Source organism: Delftia sp. HK171, from assembly GCF_001886655.1.
Taxonomy (GTDB): Bacteria; Pseudomonadota; Gammaproteobacteria; order Burkholderiales; family Burkholderiaceae_C; genus Comamonas; species Comamonas acidovorans.
On the sequence record NZ_CP018101.1, the window covers coordinates 990833 to 1012458 of the forward strand.

The 21626-nt window shown below is 66.7% G+C and carries 19 protein-coding genes; 10 read left to right on the top strand and 9 right to left on the bottom strand.

Features of this window, described 5'->3' with window-relative positions:
• Positions 1-198: 198 nt before the first annotated feature.
• Entirely contained in the window at positions 199-1302 is a 1104-nt protein-coding gene (gene recA, locus BO996_RS04490) for a recombinase RecA (RefSeq protein WP_012202806.1), read from the bottom strand.
• A 147-nt stretch (positions 1303-1449) separates the two neighbouring features.
• Between recA and BO996_RS04495 the strand changes: the two genes are divergently transcribed.
• From BO996_RS04495 to BO996_RS04505, 3 genes are all read left to right on the top strand, one after another.
• Entirely contained in the window at positions 1450-1950 is a 501-nt protein-coding gene (locus BO996_RS04495) for a MarR family winged helix-turn-helix transcriptional regulator (protein ID WP_012202807.1), read from the top strand.
• Positions 1951-2049: 99 nt separating this feature from the next.
• Positions 2050-2724, top strand: a complete 675-nt coding sequence (locus BO996_RS04500) for a response regulator (protein ID WP_012202808.1) — start codon at positions 2050-2052, stop codon at positions 2722-2724.
• Positions 2725-2818: 94 nt separating this feature from the next.
• Entirely contained in the window at positions 2819-4321 is a 1503-nt protein-coding gene (locus tag BO996_RS04505; protein WP_071954125.1) for a sensor histidine kinase, read from the top strand.
• Here the strand turns inward: BO996_RS04505 and BO996_RS04510 are convergent.
• Positions 4278-5288, bottom strand: a complete 1011-nt coding sequence (locus BO996_RS04510) for a LysR substrate-binding domain-containing protein (RefSeq protein ID WP_034389800.1) — start codon at positions 5286-5288, stop codon at positions 4278-4280. The two genes, BO996_RS04505 and BO996_RS04510, sit on opposite strands and share 44 nt — an antisense overlap.
• Positions 5289-5397: 109 nt before the next feature.
• On the opposite strand from BO996_RS04510, the gene BO996_RS04515 reads away from it, so the two are divergent.
• The gene (locus tag BO996_RS04515; RefSeq protein WP_012202811.1) at positions 5398-6366 is read left to right on the top strand and encodes a Bug family tripartite tricarboxylate transporter substrate binding protein; all 969 of its coding nucleotides are present in this window, start codon (positions 5398-5400) and stop codon (positions 6364-6366) included.
• Between the two features lie 174 nt (positions 6367-6540).
• Positions 6541-7473 carry an N-formylglutamate amidohydrolase gene (locus BO996_RS04520; RefSeq protein ID WP_071954126.1) on the top strand — a complete coding sequence of 311 codons (933 nt, stop codon included), beginning with the start codon at positions 6541-6543 and terminating at the stop codon, positions 7471-7473.
• Positions 7474-7548: 75 nt separating this feature from the next.
• Here BO996_RS04520 and BO996_RS04525 read toward each other — a convergent pair whose 3' ends face one another.
• From BO996_RS04525 to BO996_RS04535, 3 genes are read right to left on the bottom strand one after another with little or no spacing between them, the layout of a single operon-like run.
• A complete protein-coding gene (locus tag BO996_RS04525) occupies positions 7549-8304 on the bottom strand; it encodes a sporulation protein (RefSeq protein ID WP_071954127.1) in 756 nt (251 codons plus the stop codon).
• 35 nt (positions 8305-8339) lie between these two features.
• The gene (locus BO996_RS04530) at positions 8340-9170 is read right to left on the bottom strand and encodes a biotin--[acetyl-CoA-carboxylase] ligase (RefSeq protein WP_071954128.1); all 831 of its coding nucleotides are present in this window, start codon (positions 9168-9170) and stop codon (positions 8340-8342) included.
• Complete coding sequence (locus tag BO996_RS04535) at positions 9167-9829, bottom strand: SET domain-containing protein (protein WP_071954129.1); 663 nt, start codon at positions 9827-9829, stop codon at positions 9167-9169. The genes BO996_RS04530 and BO996_RS04535 overlap by 4 nt, the downstream gene beginning before the upstream one ends.
• Before the next feature lie 127 nt (positions 9830-9956).
• Between BO996_RS04535 and BO996_RS04540 the strand changes: the two genes are divergently transcribed.
• A complete protein-coding gene (locus BO996_RS04540) occupies positions 9957-12881 on the top strand; it encodes a DNA topoisomerase III (RefSeq protein ID WP_071954130.1) in 2925 nt (974 codons plus the stop codon).
• Between the two features lie 114 nt (positions 12882-12995).
• Positions 12996-13775 (top strand): tyrosine-protein phosphatase, encoded by a 780-nt coding sequence (locus BO996_RS04545; RefSeq protein WP_043825450.1) that lies wholly within the window; start codon positions 12996-12998, stop codon positions 13773-13775.
• Between the two features lie 682 nt (positions 13776-14457).
• On the opposite strand, the gene BO996_RS04555 is transcribed toward BO996_RS04545, so the two are convergent.
• Both BO996_RS04555 and BO996_RS04560 read right to left on the bottom strand, forming a co-directional pair.
• Complete coding sequence (locus tag BO996_RS04555) at positions 14458-16974, bottom strand: penicillin-binding protein 1A (protein WP_071954131.1); 2517 nt, start codon at positions 16972-16974, stop codon at positions 14458-14460.
• Positions 16975-17138: 164 nt separating this feature from the next.
• Positions 17139-17708: a ferritin-like domain-containing protein gene (locus BO996_RS04560; RefSeq protein ID WP_013804567.1), complete on the bottom strand. Its 570-nt coding sequence runs from the start codon at positions 17706-17708 to the stop codon at positions 17139-17141.
• Positions 17709-17949: 241 nt separating this feature from the next.
• On the opposite strand from BO996_RS04560, the gene BO996_RS04565 reads away from it, so the two are divergent.
• The 3 genes from BO996_RS04565 (at position 17950) to BO996_RS04575 (ending at position 20212) form a co-directional block, all read left to right on the top strand.
• Positions 17950-18456 carry a glutathione peroxidase gene (locus tag BO996_RS04565; RefSeq protein ID WP_013804566.1) on the top strand — a complete coding sequence of 169 codons (507 nt, stop codon included), beginning with the start codon at positions 17950-17952 and terminating at the stop codon, positions 18454-18456.
• Positions 18457-18575: 119 nt separating this feature from the next.
• The gene (locus BO996_RS04570; protein ID WP_013804565.1) at positions 18576-19640 is read left to right on the top strand and encodes an asparaginase; all 1065 of its coding nucleotides are present in this window, start codon (positions 18576-18578) and stop codon (positions 19638-19640) included.
• Positions 19641-19753: 113 nt separating this feature from the next.
• Complete coding sequence (locus BO996_RS04575) at positions 19754-20212, top strand: RDD family protein (protein WP_012202823.1); 459 nt, start codon at positions 19754-19756, stop codon at positions 20210-20212.
• A 37-nt stretch (positions 20213-20249) separates the two neighbouring features.
• On the opposite strand, the gene BO996_RS04580 is transcribed toward BO996_RS04575, so the two are convergent.
• Together BO996_RS04580 and BO996_RS04585 are read right to left on the bottom strand one after the other, a co-directional pair.
• Positions 20250-20768, bottom strand: coding sequence for a lysozyme inhibitor LprI family protein (locus BO996_RS04580; protein WP_232240466.1), 519 nt, complete (start codon positions 20766-20768; stop codon positions 20250-20252).
• Between the two features lie 116 nt (positions 20769-20884).
• Positions 20885-21493 carry a hypothetical protein gene (locus BO996_RS04585; protein WP_071954133.1) on the bottom strand — a complete coding sequence of 203 codons (609 nt, stop codon included), beginning with the start codon at positions 21491-21493 and terminating at the stop codon, positions 20885-20887.
• Positions 21494-21626 lie beyond the last annotated feature (133 nt).

Genomic DNA, 21626 nt, shown 5'->3' on the forward strand with positions numbered 1-21626 from the left:
GCAATGTCTCCTGAATCGTCCCGAATAAAAAAGGCCCCCACGCTCCCCTTGCTGCGCAAGGTCCGCTGCCCCCAAGGGGGCCGCTTTTTTGCCTTGGGGCGTCCCGGCGATAAAAAAGGCGCAGACGTGAGCCTGCGCCAAGATGGCAAACACAGTGTGTGCAGGCGCGGCGGCGCCTGCAGTGAGGGGTCAGGCCGCTCAGGCTTCGATCACGCCGTCCTTGTCGGCCTTGGCCTTGCCCGCCTTGGCGGCCTTGGCTTCGGGGGCATCGCCACCGGCCGTGGGCAGCAGGGCGATGCCCAGGCTGTCGCGCACCTTGTTCTCGATCTCCACGGCCAGGCCGCTGTTCTCGCGCAGGAATTCGCGGGCGTTGTCGCGGCCCTGGCCGATCTTCTCGCCGTTGTAGGCATACCAGGCGCCCGACTTGTCGAGGATCTTGGCGTTGACGCCCATGTCCAGGATTTCACCTTCGCGCGAGATGCCTTCGCCGAAGAGGATGTCGAACTCGGCGGTCTTGAACGGAGGCGAGACCTTGTTCTTGACGACCTTGACCTTGGTCTCGTTGCCGATGGCCTCGTCGCCCTTCTTGATGGTGCCGGTGCGGCGGATGTCCAAGCGGACCGAGGCGTAGAACTTCAACGCATTGCCGCCCGTGGTGGTTTCGGGGCTGCCGAACATCACGCCGATCTTCATGCGGATCTGGTTGATGAAGATGACCATGCAGTTGGTCTTCTTGATGGTGGCTGTCAGCTTGCGCAGCGCCTGGCTCATCAGACGGGCCTGCAGGCCGGGCAGCTGGTCGCCCATCTCGCCTTCGATTTCGGCCCGGGGTGTGAGGGCGGCCACCGAGTCCACGACGATCATGTCCACGGCGCCCGAGCGCACCAGGCTGTCCACGATTTCCAGGGCCTGCTCGCCGGTATCGGGCTGGCTGATCAGCACTTCGTTGAGGTTCACGCCCAGCTTCTGGGCGTAGCTGGTGTCCAGTGCGTGCTCGGCGTCGATGAAGGCGCAGGTGCCGCCCTGCTTTTGCATTTCGGCGATGACCTGCAGCGTCAGCGTGGTCTTGCCCGAGGATTCAGGGCCGTAGATCTCGATCACGCGGCCACGGGGCAGGCCGCCAACGCCCAGGGCGATGTCCAAGCCCAGCGAGCCGGTGGAGACGACCTGGATGTCCTGGATGGCTTCGCCTTCACCCAGGCGCATGATCGTGCCCTTGCCGAACTGCTTTTCGATCTGGGCGAGTGCGGCCTGCAGGGCCTTGGCTTTTTCACTGTTGGCGGTGGTGACGGCGGTGTTCATGCGGACTCCTGGGTTGGCTGGGGTTTTAGCTCTGTATTTGCATTCAGGCTGGATGCTTGAACAGTAGTTTATGGGCTTGTTGGTTTGTTTTGTTGGTGTTTTTAGTCAGTTTTCCTGACTTGTTGGATTTGCCTCCACAATGCATCCATGAGTGAGTTTTCCCCCGTCACGCCGCCCGCCGATGCCTGGCGCCAGACCCACCTGGGCCGCCTGCTCGGCCATGCCATGCGGCGGTTCGACGCGCGTGTGCTGCAGCTCATGGCGCGCGATGTGGAGGTGCCGCTGGCGCTGTCCAATCTTGCGGCGCGCGACAAGGTGGGTGCGGCCCACATCCACATCACGCGTCATCTGTCGCTGGCTGGCGACAGGCTCACCGACCTGGCCGAGCGCGCTGGCATGACCAAGCAGTCCATGGGCGACCTGGTGGCCCAGTGCGAGGCATGGGGCCTGGTCACGCGCGAAAGCGACGAGCGCGATGCGCGCGCACGCCGCATCCGCTTCACGCCTGCGGGCCTGGCATGGCTGCAGGCTTTCCATGACGCCGTGTCCCAGGCCGAGGCAGAGTTCCGCGAGGAAGTCGGCGACGACATCGCCACCGTGGTGGCGCTGGGGCTGGAGGCCTATGCGGGCGGCGGCTCACTCGGGTAAGGTCCCTGCCCGTGGGGCGGGGCGCATCCTAGAATCCTAGGAATCAAAGGCGCGCATTTCCAACATCCAGAGCGCGTCTGTATTTCAGGAGACAACCCCATGCGCATTCTGATTGCCGAAGACGACCAGGTCCTGGCCGATGGTCTGTTGCGCAGCCTGCGCGGCTCGGGCGCCGTGGTCAGCCATGTGGCCAACGGCAGCGAGGCCGATACCGCGCTGATGACCAGCAGCGAGTTCGACCTGCTCATCCTGGACCTGGGCCTGCCCAAGATGCACGGGCTCGAAGTGCTCAAGAAGCTGCGCGGCCGGGGCGATGCGCTGCCGGTGCTCATCCTCACGGCGGCCGACAGCGTGGAAGAGCGCGTGCAGGGGCTGGACTACGGCGCCGACGACTACATGGCCAAGCCGTTTGCGCTGTCCGAGCTGGAGGCGCGTGTGCGCGCGCTCACGCGGCGCGGCATGGGTGGCGCCAGCAGCACCATCAAGCACGGCCCCCTGGTCTACGACCAGGCCGGCCGCGTGGCCACCATCGACGGCAAGATGGTCGAGCTGTCGGCGCGCGAGCTGGGCCTGCTGGAAGTGCTGCTGCAGCGTGCGGGCCGGCTGGTCAGCAAGGACCAGTTGGTCGAGCGCCTGTGCGAATGGGGCGACGAGGTCAGCAACAACGCCATCGAGGTCTATATCCACCGCCTGCGCAAGAAGATAGAGCGCGGCCCCATCCGCATTGCCACCGTGCGCGGCCTGGGCTACTGCCTTGAGAAGATCGCTTCCTGAGGCCGCGGCCCTGGCTGTCAGGCCCGGGTTGGCTTGCCTGCGCATAGTGGCGGATGCCACGGGGCCGTGAACCCGTCGTGAGGGCTGCCCGCCGATGAAAATCTTCCAGCGTGAACAGCGCTCACTGTTCGGCGAGATCCTTGACTGGATGCTCACGCCGCTGCTGCTGCTGTGGCCCGTGAGCCTGGCGCTGACCTGGCTGGTGGCCCAGGGCCTGGCCAACAAGCCGTTCGATCGCGCGCTGGAGTACAACGCCCAGGCGCTGGCGCAGCTGGTGATGGTGCAGCAGGGCAAGGTGCTGTTCAACCTGCCGCAATCGGCCAGCGAGATCCTGCGCGCCGACGAGTCGGACACCGTGTATTTCCAGGTGCTGGGCGTCAAGGGCGAATACCTGGCCGGCGAGCGCGATCTGCCGCTGCCGCCCGAGTCCGACGATCCGCCATCCGGCGATCTATCGCCCGGCGGTGCACCGACCGGCGGGGCCGTGCAGCTGCGCGATGCGGAGTTTCGCGGCATTGACCTGCGCGTGGCCCATGTCTGGGTGCGCATGCCCCTGCCAGACGAGCCCCAGGCCCTGGTCCAGGTGGCCGAGACGCGCGAAAAGCGCAGCGTGCTGGCCACGGAAATCATCAAGGGCGTGATGCTGCCCCAGTTCGTCATCCTGCCGCTGGCCGCCTTGCTGGTGTGGCTGGCGCTGGCGCGCGGCATCAAGCCGCTGCACCGGCTGGAGGAGCGCATCCGCGCGCGCCGGCCCGAGGACCTCTCGCCCATCAACCACAAGGACGTGCCGCTGGAAGTCGTGCCGCTGGTGGACTCGGTCAACGACCTGCTGGGGCGGCTCGGTGATTCGCTGGCCACGCAAAAGCGCTTCCTGGCCGACGCGGCCCACCAGCTCAAGACACCGCTGGCCGGGCTGCGCATGCAGGCCGAACTGGCCCAGCGCGAGGGCGTGAGCACGGAGGAGTTGCGGCAGTCCCTGGCACAGATCGCGCGCTCCAGCATCCGCGCCACGCACACGGTGAACCAGTTGCTGTCGCTGGCGCGCGCCGAGAGCGCCGGCGTGGGCCGCGGCCTGGCCATGCAGCCCTGCAACCTGGTGCGCATCGTCACCGACGTGGTGCGCGACTGCCTGCCGCGCGCCATGGACAAGCATGTGGACCTGGGATACGACGGCGCCGAGTCATCGGCCACGGGCGTCTGGCTGCAGGGCAACGCCACGCTGCTGACGGAGCTGGTGCGCAACCTCGTGGACAACGCCATCAACTACACGCCTTCCAGCAGCAGCCGGCCCGGCATGGTCACGGTGCGCGTGCTGGCCGATCCCTTCGGCCAGGTCCTGTTGCTGCAGGTGGAGGATTCGGGACCGGGCGTGCCCGAGGCCGAGCGCGAGCTGGTGTTCCAGCCGTTCTACCGGGTCCTGGGCTCGGAGGCCGATGGCTCGGGCCTGGGCCTGCCCATCGTGCTGGAGATCGCGCGCCAGCATGGCGCCCAGGTGGTGCTGGAAGATGCGCATCCTGGCCAACAGCCGCCGGGTGCGCGTTTCAGCGTGCGCTTCACGGCGCTGCGCTCGCCGCCGTCGCCCAAGCCTGCGGCGTAGGTGGCGGGGCTTCCCCGGCTGCCGCAGATTCCCCGGGAGCCACAGGCGCCACCGCGATCCGTCCCGGCGTCTGCGCGGCATGGTCCACCAGCCAGTTGCGGAAGATGCCCAGGGTGCCGTGGTTGGCACGGTCGGCCGGATAGCACAGCCAGTAGCCCAGGGCGCTCTGGTAGCCGTGCTGGGGCAGGGGCTCGTTCACCAGGCCGGCCGCGATCTCGTCCTGCACCAGGCAGCGTGGCACCAGGGCGATGCCCATGCCGGCCATCACGGCGCGGATGATGGTCTGGAACTGGTCGAACTGCGGGCCCGCAAGGGGGCTGATGCCGTTGACGCCATGGGCCTCGCTCCAGCGCGCCCAGGCATCGGGAATGGTCACATGGCGCAGCCGGGTGCAGCGCGCCACGTCCTGGGGGGTAGTGATGCGTGCCTCGGGGCCCGCACCGCGCGGCGGTGCGATCAACGCCACCTGGCGGCCCACCAGATAGTGGGCATGCGCGCCATTCCAGTGCCCGTCGCCAAACAAAATTGCGCAGTCCAGCCCCGGACTGTCAAATTGGTAGCTGTGTACGTAGGGTACAAAGTGCAGCGTGATCTGTGGATAGCGCTGCTGAAACTGGGGCAGCCTGGGGATCAGCCACTTGGCAGCGAAAGTCGGCAGCGATGACAGGTGCAGCGCGCCTCGGCTGTCATCGCTGGTGATGAGTTCGAGGGTGGCTGCCTCCAACTGGCCCAGCAGGGCGCGCACTGCGCGCTCATAGCGCTCGCCCGCGGGCGTCAGCCTCAAGCGCTTGCGCTCGCGTTCGAACAGCGGCACGCCCACCCATTTCTCCAGCTCCTGGATCTGCTTGCTGACTGCGCTTTGCGTCAGGTGCAAGGCTTCGGCCGCGCGCGAGACGCCCCCGAAGCGCACCACGGTGGAGAAAGCGCGCAGCAGATGCGTGGGCGGGTTGAGGCGGCGCAAACTCATGACAGGGATATGATGAAAGTATTCCTGTTTGGAATATTAACAGGCACAGTATTTGCTTTTTTTGTGAGCAGATTTCTTTTAATCTGAACTTGTTTGTAAGAAAGATCCTATGCAACGACGTCATTTCCTTGCTTCCATCGCCGCTTCTTCTGTCGTTCCTGGAATGTCCTTCGCCCAGGACACCTCCCGTCCCCTGCGCATCGTCGTTCCGTTCCCTGCTGGTGGCTCCACCGACATGGTCCCGCGCAACATGCAGGACGTGCTGCCCAAGTTGCTGGGCGGCCAGGCCGTGGTGATTGAGAACAAGGCCGGCGCTGGCGGCTCCATCGGCATGGCCGAAGTGGCGCGTGCCACCGACGGCGTGACCTTCGGCATCGCCACGCTGTCCACGCACGGCGTGAACCCCGCCGTGTTCAAGAAGCTGCCCTACGACGCCATCAACGACTTCGTCGGCGTGACCGAGATCGTCAAGGCGCCCGGCGTGATCGTGATCAACCCCAAGCTGGTGCCCGCCAACAACTTCGCCGAGTTCGTGAAGTACCTGAAGGCCAACCCCGGCAAGGTCAGCTTCGCAACACCCGGCAACGGCACCATCGGCCACATGTGGGGCGCCCAGTTCATGAAGAGCACGGGCACCGAGATGCAGCACATTCCCTACCGCGGTGCAGGCCCGGCCATCAACGATGTGCTCGGCGGCCAGGTGCCCGTGTACTTCGACCAGGTGGCTTCCTCGCTGCCCCACATCAAGGGCGGCAAGGTCAAGGCCCTGGCCGTGTCCTGGCATGAGCGCCTGGACGTGCTGCCCGACGTGCAGACCTACGCCGAAGCCGGCCATGCCGACCTGAACGATCCTTCGTGGTTCGGCCTGGTGGCCCCCAAGAGCACGCCGCCCGAGCAGATCGCCCGCGTGCAAAAGGCCATCGCGGCCGCGCTCAAGGACCCAGCCGTGCAAAAGCGCATGGCGGCCCAGGGCCTGTATATCTCCGGCACCAGCAGCGACGCTTTCACCAAGCAGATCGCCAGCGAAGTCGCCAAGATGAAGAAGATTGCCGCCACGGCCCAGATCCAGCTGGATTAAAGGCTCCCCCTGAGGCGCTTCGCGCCTTCCCCCTCTCTCGCTTCGCGGGAGGGGACGACGCCCTCGCTGCGGGGCGGCCCTTGCTCGGCGTCCCTGGCCTGGGACGCGCCAGTTTCATGGCGGGCTGGCCGCAGCGCAGCGGTGCAATGCGTAACCGAGATAGACCACTTCCTCATGCATCCCGTCCTGCGACTGATCAGTCAGAACTTCCTGCAATCCCTGCCCGGCGCGGCAGGCTCCGGCGCGGCCGATGCCGCGCCGCCCATGGTCACCAGCCTTGCCGGCGCCAGTGCCGTGGTGCTGGACTCGCCGCACAGCGGCACGGTCTACCCGGCGGACTTCGGCTCCTGCCTGCCGCTGGCCACGCTGCGCCAGGCCGAGGACACGCATGTGGAGAAGATCTACGCCTTTGCGCCGGGCCTGGGCGTGAGCTGGGTGGAGGCGCATTTCCCGCGCATCTACCTGGACGCCAATCGCGACACCACCGAGATCGACACCACCATGATCGAGGGCGAGTGGCCGCTGCCCGTCACCACCGACCAGGTCGTGCTGCAGAAGGTGCGCCTGGGCAAGGGCCTGATCTGGAAGTTCACCGATGAGGGCGTGCCCATCTATGACCGCCAGTTGCCCGCCGCTGAACTGCTGCAGCGCATCGAGCGCTGCTGGAAGCCCTACCACGCCGCCGTGGAGCGCGCCATCGACGGCGCCCATGCGCGCCATGGCTACAGCATCCATATCAACTGCCACTCCATGCCTTCCGTCGCAGCCAGCCATGCCACGCTGCACCCGGGCCTGGTCCATGCCGACTTCGTCATCGGCGACCGCGACGGCAGCACGGCCAGCCCGGCGCTGTCCGAGCGCATCTGCGCCTTCCTGCGCGAGCGCGGCTACAGCGTGGACTACAACCATCCCTACAAGGGCGTGGAGCTGGTGCGCCGCTACGGCAAGCCCGCCGAGCACCGCCACAGCATCCAGATTGAGATCAACCGCAAGCTCTACATGAATGAGCAGACCCTGGATCTCGACCAGGCCGGCTACCTGCGCCTGACCACCGACCTGAAGGTGCTGGTGGAGCAGCTGATGGCCACCGATCCGCGTACGCTCTGAAGCCCCTGCGAGTGAAATGCAAAAGGCCCGCGATCACAGGATCGCGGGCCTTTTTTCATCGTGCCCTCGCGGGGCTCAACAGGGCCTGAACGGCTTGCCCTCGAAGGCCTTGCCGCCCATGGACTCGACCTGGCTGCGCAGTGCGGGCGTGGCCTGGGGCAGGCGCAGCGTGTAGAGGGTGATGTCGGGGCGCTCCTGCACCACGCGGGCCGTGCGCACGCCCTGGCGCGCAACGTTGGTCAGCTCGCGCGTGGCCGCTTCCTCGGAGGAGAAGCGGCCCAGCGACAGGCCGGGCTCCAGCGCGCCGCCTGCGCGGTCGAAGTCGATCTTGCGTGCACGCAGTTCCGCGCGCTTGCGCTCCAGGAACTCGGCATCGGGGAACTTGCCCATGTAGACCATCCAGCGGCCCGGCTGGTGCGTGCTGCTCAGGTCCCATTGGTCGCTGGCGACCTGGGCGATGAGGCCGCGGCGCAGCGCCTCGGCATGGCGGTCTTCGATGCCCGTGGCCACCAGGCAGCTGGTGGGCTGGCCCGCAGCTTTCTCGGGGCGAGCCGATGCGGCGGGTTCCTCGCCACCTGCAGGAGCCGCAGGTGCTGCGGGTGCCGCGGGTGCGGCAGGGGCTGCAGGCGCCGTGCCCGGGGTGGCCGAGGAGGGGGCCGGCGCGTTGTCCACACTCAGCAGGCTCAGCGCCTCCGGGCGCACCTGCTGGCCCAGGCGCTCGGGCTCGGTCTGGGATGGCGGTGCCAGGCCCAGGGCCTGGAGCTGGCCGTGGTTCCAGAGGTAGTAGCCGGCATTGGCCAGCACCAGCAGCAGGAAGGCGATTCGCAGCATGTCGTTTCTTGGGCCCTAGTGATGAGTCACCCGCCCTAGCCTACAGCAGCCGGGCGCACGCTGATTTCCGAGCTGGTGATGGCCTGCAGGCCGCGCGCCGTGCGCACCAGCAGCGCGCCATCGGGGCCCACGCCCTCGGCCGTGCCGCTTTCGCCATCGCTGAGATTGACGGCGCGGCCACGCAGCAGGTCGCGCTGGGCAAAGCGCTCCACCAGCGGCGCAAAGCCCTGGGCGGCAAAGGTCTGTATGTCGGAGACCAGGCCCGGCAGCACGCAGGCCAGGGCGGTGGGTGCGTCCAGGCGTTCGTCCAGCTCCAGCAGGCTGGCCGGGGGCGTGCGCATGCCGTCGCCGGGGCGTGGGCGAACGTTCAGGCCGATGCCCACGACCACGTAGCGCGGCGTGCCGGGCTCATGCGCGGCGCTGCCGACAAAGCTGGCCGTCTCGATCAGGATGCCGCCGAGCTTGCGGTCGCCGTCGATCCACAGGTCGTTGGGCCATTTGAGGCCGATGCGCGGGCGCTGCGAGCCCGGGGTAGGCAATTGCGGCTGCAGGCTCTGCGCCACGCTCAGGCCCACGGCCAGCGACAGGCCGGACCAGTCGGCAGGCGCCAGTGGCATGCCCAGCGAGAAGGTCAGCGAATCGCCCACGCCGCTGGTCCACTGGCGGCCCAGCCGGCCTCGGCCGGCGGTCTGCACTTCGGTCACCAGCAGCACGGGTTCGTTGCGGCCATCGCGGGCACGCGCCATCAGCTCGGTATTGGTCGAGCCGATGCTGGGCACGATTTCCACGGAAAAGCCCGGCAGTTGCGGCTCGATGGCCTGCCACAGCGATTCCGCAGGCCAGTGAATGGGGGACGATGCCATCATGCGCCGGCCTTTGTGGAGGATTTGCGGGATTTTTTCTTTGGCTTTTGGGGGGCCTTTTCCAAATGCTTTTCCAAAGGCTTTTCCGCTTTGACCGGCTGCTTTTTGGCCCGCTTTGTCTTTTCAGATTGTTCCGATGCCGGCTTTGTGCTGGCCGGCAATGCATCGCCGGGCATGGGCGGGCGCCAGCCGCGCTTGGGCGCCAGCAGCGTGCCTCTGCAGGTTGCCGCGCCGCACCAGCATGGATACTCGGCCTTCAGCTTCCTGGTGTAGGGTTCGTCGATGATCAGGCCGTAGTCGTAGCTCAGCTCCTCGCCGGCGGCGATGTTGCGCAGCGCGACGATGAAAATCCGGCCATCGCGCTCATCGGTGTAGCAATTGGGAGCGCAGCTGTGGTTGATCCAGCGCGAGGAGTTGCCGCCGTAGTTGGCGTCGATCACGCGGTCTTCGTCCACGTGGAAGTAGAAGGTATGGTTGGGCTGGCTGGGGTCGTGCGGATGCCGGTCCTGGGCTTCCTGCCAGCTGACGATTTCCCCTACGTACTCGACAAGGACCTCGCCTTCGGCAAGATCCTGCGCGGCGAAGACGCCCTTGCCATGGACACCCGAGCGGCGGGTCTGGATACGGCGGCCGCCGGAAGGGGCCAAAGCTGTGCGGGGCATGTTTTCTCTGATAACTTGAATAGGCACACATGCGCGTGCGCGTACACGTACGTACACGCGTGAGCCATGGATTGTAGAAGCGCAGGCTGCGACATGCAGGTCCTGCGGGGAATGACGAGTACACACAATGACAAAGACCCTGGTGATTGCTGAGAAGCCTTCGGTCGCGCAGGACATCGTCCGCGCGTTGACTCCGGTGGCGGGCAAATTCGACAAGCACGATGAATACTTCGAGAGCGAGCACTACGTCGTGACCAGCGCCGTGGGCCACCTGGTGGAAATCCAGGCGCCCGAGGAATTCGACGTCAAGCGCGGCAAATGGAGTTTTGCCAACCTGCCGGTGATTCCGCCGTATTTCGACCTCAAGCCCGTGGACAAGACCAAGAGCCGGCTCAATGCCGTGGTCAAGCTGGCCAAGCGCAAGGATGTCACCGAACTCATCAACGCCTGCGACGCGGGCCGCGAGGGTGAGCTGATCTTCCGCCTGATCGAGCAGTACGCCGCAGGCGCCAAGCCCGACGGCAAGGGCCTGGGCAAGCCGGTCAAGCGCCTGTGGCTGCAATCCATGACGCCGCAGGCCATCCGCGACGGCTTCCAGAACCTGCGCAGTGACGCGCAGATGCTGGGCCTGGCCAGCGCCGCGCGCAGCCGCTCCGAGGCCGACTGGCTGGTGGGCATCAACGGCACGCGCGCCATGACGGCCTTCAATTCTCGCGATGGCGGCTTCTTCCTGACCACCGTGGGCCGCGTGCAGACGCCCACGCTGTCCCTGGTGGTGGAGCGCGAGGAAAAGATCCGCAAGTTCGTGAGCCGCGACTACTGGGAAGTGCATGCTGCCTTCGATGCGCAGGCCGGCCAGTACCTGGGCAAGTGGTTCGATCCCCAATGGAAGAAGAGCGAGGATGCGGAAGCCCGCGCCGACCGCATCTGGAACCAGCGCGACGCCCAGGCCATTGCCGACGCCGTGCGCGGCAAGCCGGCCCAGGTCACCGAGGAGTCCAAGCCCACGTCCCAGGCCAGCCCGCTGCTGTTCGACCTGACCAGCCTGCAGCGCGAGGCCAACGGCAAGTTCGGCTTCTCGGCCAAGACCACGCTGTCGCTGGCGCAAAGCCTGTACGAGCGCCACAAGGCCCTGACCTACCCGCGTACCGACTCGCGTGCCCTGCCCGAGGACTACGTGCCCGTGGCGCACCAGACCTTCGCCATGCTGGCCGGCAGCGGCATGCGCCACCTGGCGCCCTTTGCCCAGCAGGCGCTGGACGAGAACTACGTGCGCCCGACCAAGCGCATCTTCGACAACAGCAAGGTGTCGGATCACTTTGCCATCATCCCGACCACGCAGGCGCCCAGCGGCCTGTCCGAGGCCGAGCAAAAGCTCTATGACCTCGTCGTGCGCCGCTTCATGGCCGTGTTCTTCCCCAGCGCCGAGCACCAGGTGACCACGCGCATCAGCAAGGTCGAGCAGCACAGTTTCAAGACCGAAGGCAAGATCCTGGTCAAGCCCGGTTGGCTGGCCATCTACGGCAAGGAGGCCGCCAACGAGGTCGAAGGCGGCAAGGACGGCGACAAGGGCCAGCCCCTGGTCGCGGTGCAGCCCGGCGAGCAGCCGCGCGCCGGCCAGGTCGATCCCAAGGGCCTCAAGACCAAGCCGCCCGCGCGCTACTCCGAAGCCACGCTGCTGGGCGCCATGGAAAGCGCCGGCAAGCAGGTCGAGGACGACGAGCTGCGCGAGGCCATGCAGGAAAAGGGCCTGGGCACGCCTGCCACGCGCGCGGCCATCATCGAAGGCCTGCTGACCGAAAAGTACATGCTGCGCGAAGGCCGCGAGCTGATTCCCACGGCCAAGGCCTTCCAGCTCATGACCCTGCTGCGCGGCCTGGGCGTGGAAGAACTCTCGCGCGCCGACCTCACCGGCGAATGGGAGTACAAGCTGGCCCAGATGGAAAAGGGCCAGCTCTCGCGCGATGCCTTCATGCAGCAGATCCAGTCCATGACGGAAAAGCTGGTCAAGAAGGCCAAGGAATACGACCGAGACACCGTGCCCGGCGACTACGCCACCCTGTCCACGCCTTGCCCCAACTGCGGCGGCGTGGTCAAGGAGAACTACCGCCGCTACGGCTGCACGGGCAGCGACGGACAGGGCGCGGGCTGCGGCTTCTCGTTCACCAAGTCGCCTGCAGGCCGCACCTTCGAGACGGCCGAGGCCGAGCAACTGCTGCGCGACCGCCGCCTGGGCCCGCTGGACGGCTTTCGCTCCAAGGCCGGCTGGCCCTTCGTGGCCGAGGTCACCATCGTGCACGATGAGGAAGGCGGCAACTACAAGCTCGAGTTCGACTTTGGCGACGACGCCGCCTCCGAAGACACGGGCGAGCTGGTGGACTTTGCCAGCCAGCAATCGCTGGGCCCCTGCCCCAAGTGCGGTGCGCCGGTCTTCGAACACGGCAGCAACTACGTCTGCGCCAAGGCCGTGCCCACGCTGACCCAGGCCACGCCCAGCTGCGACTTCAAGAGCGGCCAGATCATCCTGCAGCAGCCCATAGAGCGCGAGCAGATGCAAAAGCTGCTGCAGACCGGCAAGACCGACCTGCTGGACAAGTTCGTCTCCAACCGCACGCGCCGCAGCTTCAAGGCCTTCCTGGTCTGGGATGGCGCGGCCGGCAAGGTCAACTTCGAGTTCGAGCAGCGCGACAGCAAGTACCCGCCGCGCAAGACGGCGGCCGCCAAGAGCGCGACGGCCAAGAAGGCGCCTGCCAAGAAAGCCGCAGCCAAGACCACGGCAAAGACGGCCACCAAGACCGCCACAAAGACCGCGCGCAAGCCGGCTGCCGGCACGCTGCAGCCCAGCGCGGCCCTGGCCGCCGTCATCGGCGAAGGCACGGTGGCGCGTACCGAGGTGGTCAAGAAGCTGTGGGAATACGTCAAGGCCCAGAACCTGCAGGACCCCAAGGACAAGCGCGTCATCCGCGCCGACGACAAGCTGCGCCCCGTCTTCGGCAAGGACAGCGTGAACATGTTCGAGCTGGCCGGCATCGTCGGCAAGCATCTGGCGTAAGGCGCCTGCCTGACCTGATCCTGCGACCCGCTTCTGCACCTTGCCGGAGCGGGTCGCCGGCCTGACACGGGGACAACACATGCTTGGGCTAATCTAGCGGGCATGGATACCGAAATGCTCACCCCGGCAGCGGCCGCCGCCGCTGCTTCCTCCCCGGCGCCCTCGCGCTCCATCCGCCTGGACGGCGCCTCCAACTTCCGAGACCTCGGTGGCTACACGGGCCTGGATGGCCGGCGCGTGCGCTGGCGCACGCTGTTCCGTGCCGACCACCTGGCCGGCCTCAGCGCAGCGGACCTGGACGTGCTGCAGGGCCTGAAGCTCGCGCGCAGCGCGGACTTCCGGGGCAAGATGGAAAGCGCCCACCTGGCCTACGAGTGGCCGGGCATTGCCCGCCATGCGCTCATCGTCGAGCCCACCGTGGTGCAACGCGCCAGCGCCCTGATTGCCGCAGGCAACGACCTCACGGCCGCCCATGCCGAGGAGCTGATGCAGGACACCTACCGCAGCTTCGTGCACGACTACGCGCCACGCTTTGCACAGCTGTTCCAACTGCTGCTGGACAGCCAGGACCCGCTGGTCTTCCACTGCACGGCCGGCAAGGACCGCACGGGCTGGGCCGCCGCCCTGCTGCTCACCGCGCTGGGCGTGGACGAGGACACCGTGATGCAGGACTACCTGCTGACCAACCAGCTCTACCAGCGCCCCGCCACCACCTTCGCTCCCATGCCGGCCGAGGTGATGGATGTGCTGTGGCGCGTGCAGGCGTCCTACTTGGCGGCGGCCACCGACATGGTGCGGGCCGACTTCGGTGGAATGCAGGGGTATCTGCGGGATGCGCTGGGCATCGACAGCGCTGCACGTGAGCGGCTGGCTGCGCTTTACCTGGAAGGGTGATTACCTTCGCTCACGGGGCGGCGGGTTGGCGCGGCTAACATGGGCTGTGCCGGTCGGTTGCGCCGGAGATGAAGGAGATTGCGATGAAGTACGGCATGCGTGGGCTGGCCGCGATGGTGCTGGTGGCCCTGAGTGTGGGGCTGGCTGGCTGTGCGGGCGGGGTGGCTGGGGATGTTTCGGGGAGCCAGGCGTCCAGTGGCAGTGGGGTGACGGTGTTTGGGACTGTGGATGCCAATGTGAGTCATACGCGGACTTCGCGGTGACTTGGTTTCTTGCCTGATCTGGGCTGATCTTCTGGACTGATTTTTGCTGCTTGCCTTTGCGGCGGGCAGGAGCCGGGTTTCGGCCCGGCGGCCGACTCCCTTTCTTATCGCGCGATAAGAAAGGAAGCAAAGAAGCGCGCCCCGCACTGCCCACGACCCTTCGCTTCGCTACGGGCGACCTGCGTTGGGCGGGATGCGGGGTGTGCCGCAGAACTCACTCCTTGCGCCTGCGGCGCAATCCGTTCAAACAACTGCGGCAAGCTAGACAACGAAGCAGCCCTGTCCTTCGGCAGGGCTGCCACCCCGCATCCCGCCCAACGCAGGCGTGGGCAGAAGGGGGGAGGCTGGGGACAGCCAACAGCCAACAGCCAACAGCCAACAGCCAACAGCCAACAGCCAACAGCCAACAGCCAGCCGGGTCAGGGCTGGATCGGCGTGATCACCACGCCGGTGCCTGCGGGGGCGTCTTCGCCGCCGGGCAGAGCGGGTGTGGCGGGGGTGGCTTCCTGCACTGCGCGCTGGTCCGTGGGGCCCAGCGTGCCCTGGGTGAGGGGGATGCTGGGTGCGGGCAGGGCGGGGGTGCTTTCTATGATTTCCTCGCCGGGCGACAGGCCCGGGCCGGGTGGCTCCGTGGGCTCGGGTGCGGGCTCCGGGGTAGGTGCTGGCTCCGGGGTGGTGGGTTGGCCGGGCGGCGGCTGGTCAGGCCACCAGTCCTGCATGCGTTCGCGCAGGCGGCCGACCATGTCGGACCACCAGTGGCTTTGTTCGGGCGGCTCGAAGCGGGCCTTGGCGTCGATGACGGGGCTGCGCAGGGCGCGGGACATGAAGTCTCCCACCATGGGCAGGGCGCTGCGTGAGCCTTGGCCCCAACGGTCGCTGCGTAGGGTGATGCGCGGGTCGTTGAAGCCGGCCCAGGCTCCGGTGACGATTTCCGGGTGCATGAGGATGAACCAGCCGTCGGCATTGCCCTGGGTGGTGCCGGTCTTGCCGGCCACGTCGGCGTGGATGCCGTAGCGCTGGCGCACGGCCACGGCCGTGCCTTTGTCCACCACGGCGCGCAGCATGTCCACCAGGGCGTAGGCGTGGTCTTCGTCCAGCGCGCGCTCAGGCTTGGGCGGGGCGAATTCGGCGATGACCTTGCCGTCGGCGTCCTCGATGCGCGTGACCATCATGGGCGGCAGCCAGCGGCCACCGTGGGCCAGGCTGGCATAGGCGTTGACCATCTCCAGCAGTGACACGGGGCTGCTGCCCAGGGCCAGGGCGGGCACTTCGTCCAGCGGGCTTTGGCGCACGCCCAGGGCGCGCGCCAGGCGCGCCACGCGGGCGGGGCCCACGGATTGCATGACTTCGGCGGTGATGGTGTTCTTGGAGTAGGCCAGGGCATCGCGCAGCGTCATCTCGCGGCCCGTGGGTGGCGTGGCGTCGGTGGGGCGCCAGACTTCGCCGCCGGGCAGCTTGATTTCCACGGGGCCGTCCACGCGCTTGTCGTCGGGGGTGGCGCCCTGCTGCAGCGCGGTGCCATAGACAAAGGGCTTGAAGGTCGATCCGGGCTGTCGCCGTGCCTGCTGCACATGGTCGTAGGCGTCCTGCGTGAAGTCGCGGCTGCCCACCCAGGCCAGCACTTCGGAGGTGGCCGGGTTCAGCGCCACAAAGCCTGCCTGCACTCGGGTCTTGTCCTCGCGCAGCTGTTTCATGAAGGCCTTGTCGGCCAGCAGGGCCTTGAGGGTGTCTTCCTCGCTGTCCTTGTCCGTTGCCTTGTCCTTGCCTTGGCCGTCCGCGCGTTTGCGCGCCGCGCGCCAGGCGGGGGTCTCCCGCACCAGCTGTTGCACCAGCGGGTTGGCGGCATTCCAGCCGTCGCGCTGGCTCCAGGCGCCATTGGCCACGCCCTGCAGCGTGCGCGTCTGGCGCGCCACGGCCTGGTTGGCCCAGTTCTGCAGGCGCGAGTCGATGGTGGTGTGCACCACCAGGCCGTCGGTGTAGATGTTGTAGTCGTTGCGGTCGGCCCAGTCGATCAGCCATTTGCGCAGCTGCTGCGCGAAGTGGGGGGCCATGCCCAGGGGCTCTTCCTGGCGCTCGAAGTTGATGCGCATGGGGCGCTTCTTGAGCTGGGCGAACTCGGCCTCCTGCAGCACGCCGCGCTTGACCATTTGCGACAGCACCGTGTTGCGGCGGTACAGCGCGCGGTCGGGGTTGAGCACGGGGTTGTAGTAGCTCGTGCCCTTGAGCATGCCAACCAGCGTGGCGCTTTCCAGCACCGTCAGCCGCGCGGCCGGCTTGTCGAAATAGGTGCGCGCCGCCATCTCTATGCCGAAGGCGTTGTAGAGAAAGGGCACGGTGTTCAGATAGGTCTCGAGGATCTCGTCCTTGGTGTAGAGCGCCTCGATCTTGAAGGCCGTGATCGCCTCCTTGAGCTTGCGGTTGAGCGTGGGCGCGCGGCCGATTTCGGTCGGGTACAGGTTGCGTGCGAGCTGCTGTGTGAGGGTGGAGCCGCCCTGCGGATCGCCGCGCAGCGTGTGCACCACCGAGCCCAGCGTGCGCCGCCAGTCCATGCCGTGGTGCTCGTAGAAGCGGTGGTCCTCCGTGGCGATCAGCGCCTTGATCACCGAGGGCGACATCTCGTCGAGCTTCACCCACTGCCGGTTGCTGCGCTTGAACTGTGCGAGCTGCTTGCCATCCGCGCTCATGATCTGGGCGGGCTGCTCCAGCTTGGCCTTGCGTATGTCGCGGATGCCGGGCGTGAACGGGATCAGGGCCAGCACATAGAGCGCGAACAGCAGCGGCAGCGCAGCGGCGAACAGCAGCCATTCACGCCGCGTGGGCCAGCGGTGCCACCAGGGAAGGGCCGCCACGCGCTGGCCGATGCGGCTGGCCAGCAGCCTTTGCCAGGCTGCGAGCACAGCTTCGGGCAGCTTCAAATCATTGAAAGAAAAGCGCATATTGCAAGACGGCCCTGATGACAGGACATCAGGGCCGATAGGGCGGGACCATTTCCGCGAAGCCGAGAGAATGCCCAAAAAAACGGCACCCCGCTCGCGCGGGGTGCCTTGCCTATGGGCCAAGCCCCGATATTGTCGGGCTGGCGGGTACTGGCGGGAAGTGCTTATTTCTCCAGCCAGTCGGACAGCTCGTCCGCATGCTCCTGCTCCTGCTCCAGGATGGATTCGATCAGCCGGCGCGTGGTCGGGTCCTTGTCGCCGATCAGGTCGATCATCTGGCTGTAGGCCTCGATGGCCACGCGCTCGGCGATCAGGTTGGTGCGGATCATGGCCTTCAGGTCCATCTCGCCGTTGTAGTCGGCATGGCTGCGCTGGGTCAGCGTCTGGGGGTTGAAGTCGGGCTCGCCGCCCAACTGCACGATGCGCTGGGCCAGCTTGTCGGCGTGGGCCATTTCCTCGTTGGCATGGACCAGGAACTCGTCGGCAATGGCGGGCGAAGCCAGGCCCACGGCCGTGAAGTGGTGGCGCTTGTAGCGCATCACGCACACCAGCTCGGTGGCCAGCGAGTCATTGAGCAGCTTGATGATGTCCTCGCGCCAGGGCCCGAAGTGCGGGGTCACGGCGCCATCGTCCAGGCTGTGCTTGGCGGCCTCCAGGGCCTTGGGGTCCAGCGCCAGGTGGCCGTTGCCGGCGTTGGATTTGGCTTGCTTCGTGGGGGTGCTGTTGGGGTTCATACGTGGTCTCTTCATCGTGGGACGGAAACTACGGCAGGCATGCGCCTATGCGGCTTGTAAACACCTGCCAGCGAAACGGGACCAGGCGGGCCGATATGCCCGCCTGTTGCCTTCCAAGGTAAGTTTTTGGCCGCCTGCTGTCTGTGAGACAAGTCCGCATCCCCATGCCCGGCCAGCGCGCCCCTGGGTGTCCCTGGGTATCCCGGCGCTACCATGGGCGCTCCACTCCAGGAGCACCCGCATGAATGACACCGCCGCCGCACCCCGCTCGGCCTACGACTTCGAGGCCACCTCCATCACGGGCCAGGCTGTCCCCCTGTCGGACTACCGCGGCAAGGTGCTGCTCATCGTCAACACCGCCAGCGCCTGCGGCTTCACGCCGCAGTACGCCGGCCTGCAGGCGCTGCATGAGCAGTACGGCGAGCGCGGCCTGGTGGTGCTGGGCTTTCCGTGCAACCAGTTCGGTTCCCAGGAAAAGGGCAGCGAATCGGAAATCGCCAGTTTCTGCGACCTGAACTTTGGCGTGCGCTTTCCGCTCATGGGCAAGATCGACGTCAACGGCGCCAACGCCCACCCGCTGTACCGCTGGCTCACGGCCGAGGCGCCGGGCGTGCTCGGCACCAAGGCCATCAAGTGGAACTTCACCAAATTCCTCGTTGGCCGCGACGGCCAGGTCATCCGCCGCTATGCGCCGCAGGATGCGCCGGCCAAGCTGTCCACGGACATCGAGGCCGCGCTGGCGCTTTGATGCGTTGATGCGCGCTGATCGCGCCTGTCCATCGGGGTTTCACGCAGGGCCGGCAGCGCGGGCCGGCCGCACGCCATGGTTAGCATGCTCCTTGACATCACAACAAGGAGACAACACCCGTGAAAGCCTTCCGCCGCACCGCCCTCGCCCTGCTCACTGCCTGCACCCTGCCCATGATTGCTACCAGCGCCGCCGCCCAGGAAAAGCCCGTGGTCCAGTTCATTGCCACGGGCGGCACCATCGCCATGAAGATCGACCCGGTCAAGAACGCGCCCGTGCCCGCGATCTCGGGCGACGACCTGCTGGCCACCGTGCCCGACGTGGGCAAGTACGCGCGCATCCAGGTCAACAACCTGTCCAACGTGCCCTCCGACTACATGGACCCGGCCCGCTGGGTGCAGCTCACCCAGGCCGTACAGGCCGCGCTGGCCCGCCCTGAGGTGGCCGGCGCCATCGTCTCGCACGGCACGGACACGCTGGAGGAAACCGCCTTCTGGCTGGATTTGACCGTGCAGTCGTCCAAGCCCGTCGTGCTCATAGGCGCGCAGCGCAATGCCTCGGTGTCCGACTTCGACGGGCCGCGCAACCTGCTCAACGCCGTGCGCATCGCCGTGGACCCCAAGGCGCGCGACAAGGGCGCCATGCTGGCCATGAACAACCAGATCAACGCCGCGCGCTACGTCACCAAGACACACACGGCCAACGTGGAGACCTTCCGCTCGGGTGAGTTCGGCTTTCTGGGCGAGGTCTACCCGGACCGCGTGAACTTCGCCTCCGCCCCCGCGCGCCGCCAGCACCTGCCCATCCAGGCGCAGACCATGCCCGAGGTGGAAATCTTCCCCATGTACGGCGGCGCCAACGGCCAGGCCGTTCGCCAAGCGGTGGACCGTGGCGTCAAGGGCATCGTCATCGACGCCCTGGGCATGGGCAACATGAACGTCGCCATGCTCGATGCCGCCAAGTACGCCATCGGCAAGAACGTGCCCGTGGTCGTCAGCACGCGCGTGCACAACGGCCGCGTCATGCCCAGCTACGGCTTCGAGGGCGGCGGCAAGACCTCGTTCGAGGCCGGCGCCGTCATGGCCGACGATCTGCGCGCGCCCAAGGCGCGGATCCTGCTGATGCTGGCGCTGCAGTCCGGCGTGACGGGGCAGAAGGACCTGCAGGCGGTATTCGATCGATAGTTCGATCGACAGGCCGCCGCAACCCTGCCGCGCAGGCCCTGGCCTTGCGCGGCATTTCTGGCGGGGCACCGAGGTGGCACACTGGCAGCCTCATATGCCAACCAGGGCGCACCATGCAGGATGACGATCTCGAATACGTGGGCTTCTGGGCCCGCACCGGCGCCGCGCTGATCGACACCGTGATCCTGCTCGTGCTCATGCTTCCGGCCCTGATCTCCATCTATGGCTGGGAATACCTGGAGTCCGAAAAACTGCTGCACGGCCCGGCCGATTTCGTCATCTCCTGGGTGCTGCCTGCCATCGCCGTCGTCATCTTCTGGATCAAGAAACAGGCCACGCCGGGCAAGATGCTCATCGCCGCCAGGATCGTGGACGCGCAGACCGGCGCGGACATGAGCACACGGCAGGCCATCATTCGCTACCTGGCCTATTTCGTGTCCATCATCCCGCTGTGCCTGGGGCTGATCTGGGTGGCCTTTGACCCGCGCAAACAAGGCTGGCACGACAAGATTGCGGGCACCGTGGTGGTCAGGCCCAAGCACCGGGGCGTGCAGCCGGTGAAGTTCCGCTGACATGCACCTCAGGCGCGCCCGCATCGGGCGCTCCGTGCTATTTCAACGGCAGCTCGGATGTGGCGTCGCGCAGCTGCGCGGCTCGCCCGAAGTTCAGTGCTGCAGCACAGGACAGGCGCCTGATCTCCGTCGCGTTGCCGGCTGCGCCGCCAGCCAGAGAAGCAAGCCAGCTGCATTGGGCATCGCGGTACTGCGTGAACTCCTTGCCGGAGGCGGACAGCCTGGCCTTGGCCTGGGAGGCATATTTGGCATCCTCATCCCATTGCCCCAGTGCGCTGGCTGCCTGTTCCTCGGCCTGCTTCAATGCCTTGTGGCTGTCTGCGAGCCTGCGCGCCAGGCAGTCTCGCATTCCGGCCTGGGAGTGGGCACTGCATTCCTCGCGCAAGGCGCGTTCATCGGGTTGAGAAATGATTTCCGTGGCGAGGCTCCACAGAGGAATGCAGGCTGCCAGTGCCAGGGTTGTCAGCTTTTTTGCTCGCATGTGGAGGTCCTGAATCCGAAGAGGCCGGCTGCCTGATCCCGATGCAATGACGATGGCCGCAAAGGCGCCGGGCATTCTGGCATGCCTGATTGGCCGGTTGCGAGCAACCGCAAGCGAACGCCAAGCCACCGGTCATGCCAATGCGCAGTGGTTTCCCTTGCGCACGAGCACCGGCCTCCCCGCCCCGTGGCTCAATCCTCTTCCAACCCCGGCTCGTCCACCACGAAGCCCGAGCCGTCCTCGTCGCAGAACACGCATTGCTGCACGAAGCTGTCCATGCTGCTGGCGTGGAACCAGATCAGGCCCTGGTCTTCGTCGCAAAGCATGTCGGTCTGGTCGTCCACGCTGGCGGCGGCAAAGCCGCTCAGTTCCATTTCTTCGAGGAACTGCTCCAGGTCCTCGCAGCCTGCAAACAGCTCATGGTCCAGGCTGCCGATGCGGCCCTTGAAGGCGCCGTGCAGCACTTCCACGAAGGGGTTGCCGCCGGGGTCATGGCCAATGACCATGAAGTGCGCGGCAAACAGGTTCTCGCGCTGGTGGTCCTCCACGTCGCAGTGCTCCGAGCCTGCGCGGAAGTGGTGCAGGGTGCGCAGCCAGGCGTGGTTGTCGCCGGTCTCGTCGTCGGCCTGCAGGTAGTCCTCGCGGTCGGGCGCCGCTTCGAGCCGGTCGAAGTCCAGGCCGTTCTGCGTGATCAGGAACTGCGCGTAGGCGTCGGAGAAGCCTTGCGCGGCCTGGTATTCGCGCACCGCCTGGGCGTCGGGCAGGGCCAGGCCGAAGGGATTGGGAAAGCGCACTTGCATGGAACGGTCCTTGAAAAGGAGTGAACGGCGGCCACGCAGGCCGTGCCCGCAGGATGGTGCAGGCGTTGGGAGGCAGTTTGGTGACAGTTCCGTATTGAGCTGCAGCCTGCGAGCAGAGCAGTGGCGCGCAATG

Coding starts and splice junctions, on each gene's coding strand:
- BO996_RS04530 (WP_071954128.1), bottom strand. CDS start 9,170: ATGATGGCATCGTCCCCCATTCACTGGCCTGCGGAATCGCTGTGGCAG.
- BO996_RS04515 (WP_012202811.1), top strand. CDS start 5,398: ATGCAACGACGTCATTTCCTTGCTTCCATCGCCGCTTCTTCTGTCGTT.
- BO996_RS04580 (WP_232240466.1), bottom strand. CDS start 20,768: ATGCCCGGCGCCTTTGCGGCCATCGTCATTGCATCGGGATCAGGCAGC.
- recA (WP_012202806.1), bottom strand. CDS start 1,302: ATGAACACCGCCGTCACCACCGCCAACAGTGAAAAAGCCAAGGCCCTG.
- BO996_RS04500 (WP_012202808.1), top strand. CDS start 2,050: ATGCGCATTCTGATTGCCGAAGACGACCAGGTCCTGGCCGATGGTCTG.
- BO996_RS04520 (WP_071954126.1), top strand. CDS start 6,541: ATGCATCCCGTCCTGCGACTGATCAGTCAGAACTTCCTGCAATCCCTG.
- BO996_RS04535 (WP_071954129.1), bottom strand. CDS start 9,829: ATGCCCCGCACAGCTTTGGCCCCTTCCGGCGGCCGCCGTATCCAGACC.
- BO996_RS04575 (WP_012202823.1), top strand. CDS start 19,754: ATGCAGGATGACGATCTCGAATACGTGGGCTTCTGGGCCCGCACCGGC.
- BO996_RS04495 (WP_012202807.1), top strand. CDS start 1,450: ATGAGTGAGTTTTCCCCCGTCACGCCGCCCGCCGATGCCTGGCGCCAG.
- BO996_RS04505 (WP_071954125.1), top strand. CDS start 2,819: ATGAAAATCTTCCAGCGTGAACAGCGCTCACTGTTCGGCGAGATCCTT.
- BO996_RS04510 (WP_034389800.1), bottom strand. CDS start 5,288: ATGAGTTTGCGCCGCCTCAACCCGCCCACGCATCTGCTGCGCGCTTTC.
- BO996_RS04555 (WP_071954131.1), bottom strand. CDS start 16,974: ATGCGCTTTTCTTTCAATGATTTGAAGCTGCCCGAAGCTGTGCTCGCA.
- BO996_RS04545 (WP_043825450.1), top strand. CDS start 12,996: ATGCTCACCCCGGCAGCGGCCGCCGCCGCTGCTTCCTCCCCGGCGCCC.
- BO996_RS04540 (WP_071954130.1), top strand. CDS start 9,957: ATGACAAAGACCCTGGTGATTGCTGAGAAGCCTTCGGTCGCGCAGGAC.
- BO996_RS04560 (WP_013804567.1), bottom strand. CDS start 17,708: ATGAACCCCAACAGCACCCCCACGAAGCAAGCCAAATCCAACGCCGGC.
- BO996_RS04565 (WP_013804566.1), top strand. CDS start 17,950: ATGAATGACACCGCCGCCGCACCCCGCTCGGCCTACGACTTCGAGGCC.
- BO996_RS04585 (WP_071954133.1), bottom strand. CDS start 21,493: ATGCAAGTGCGCTTTCCCAATCCCTTCGGCCTGGCCCTGCCCGACGCC.
- BO996_RS04525 (WP_071954127.1), bottom strand. CDS start 8,304: ATGCTGCGAATCGCCTTCCTGCTGCTGGTGCTGGCCAATGCCGGCTAC.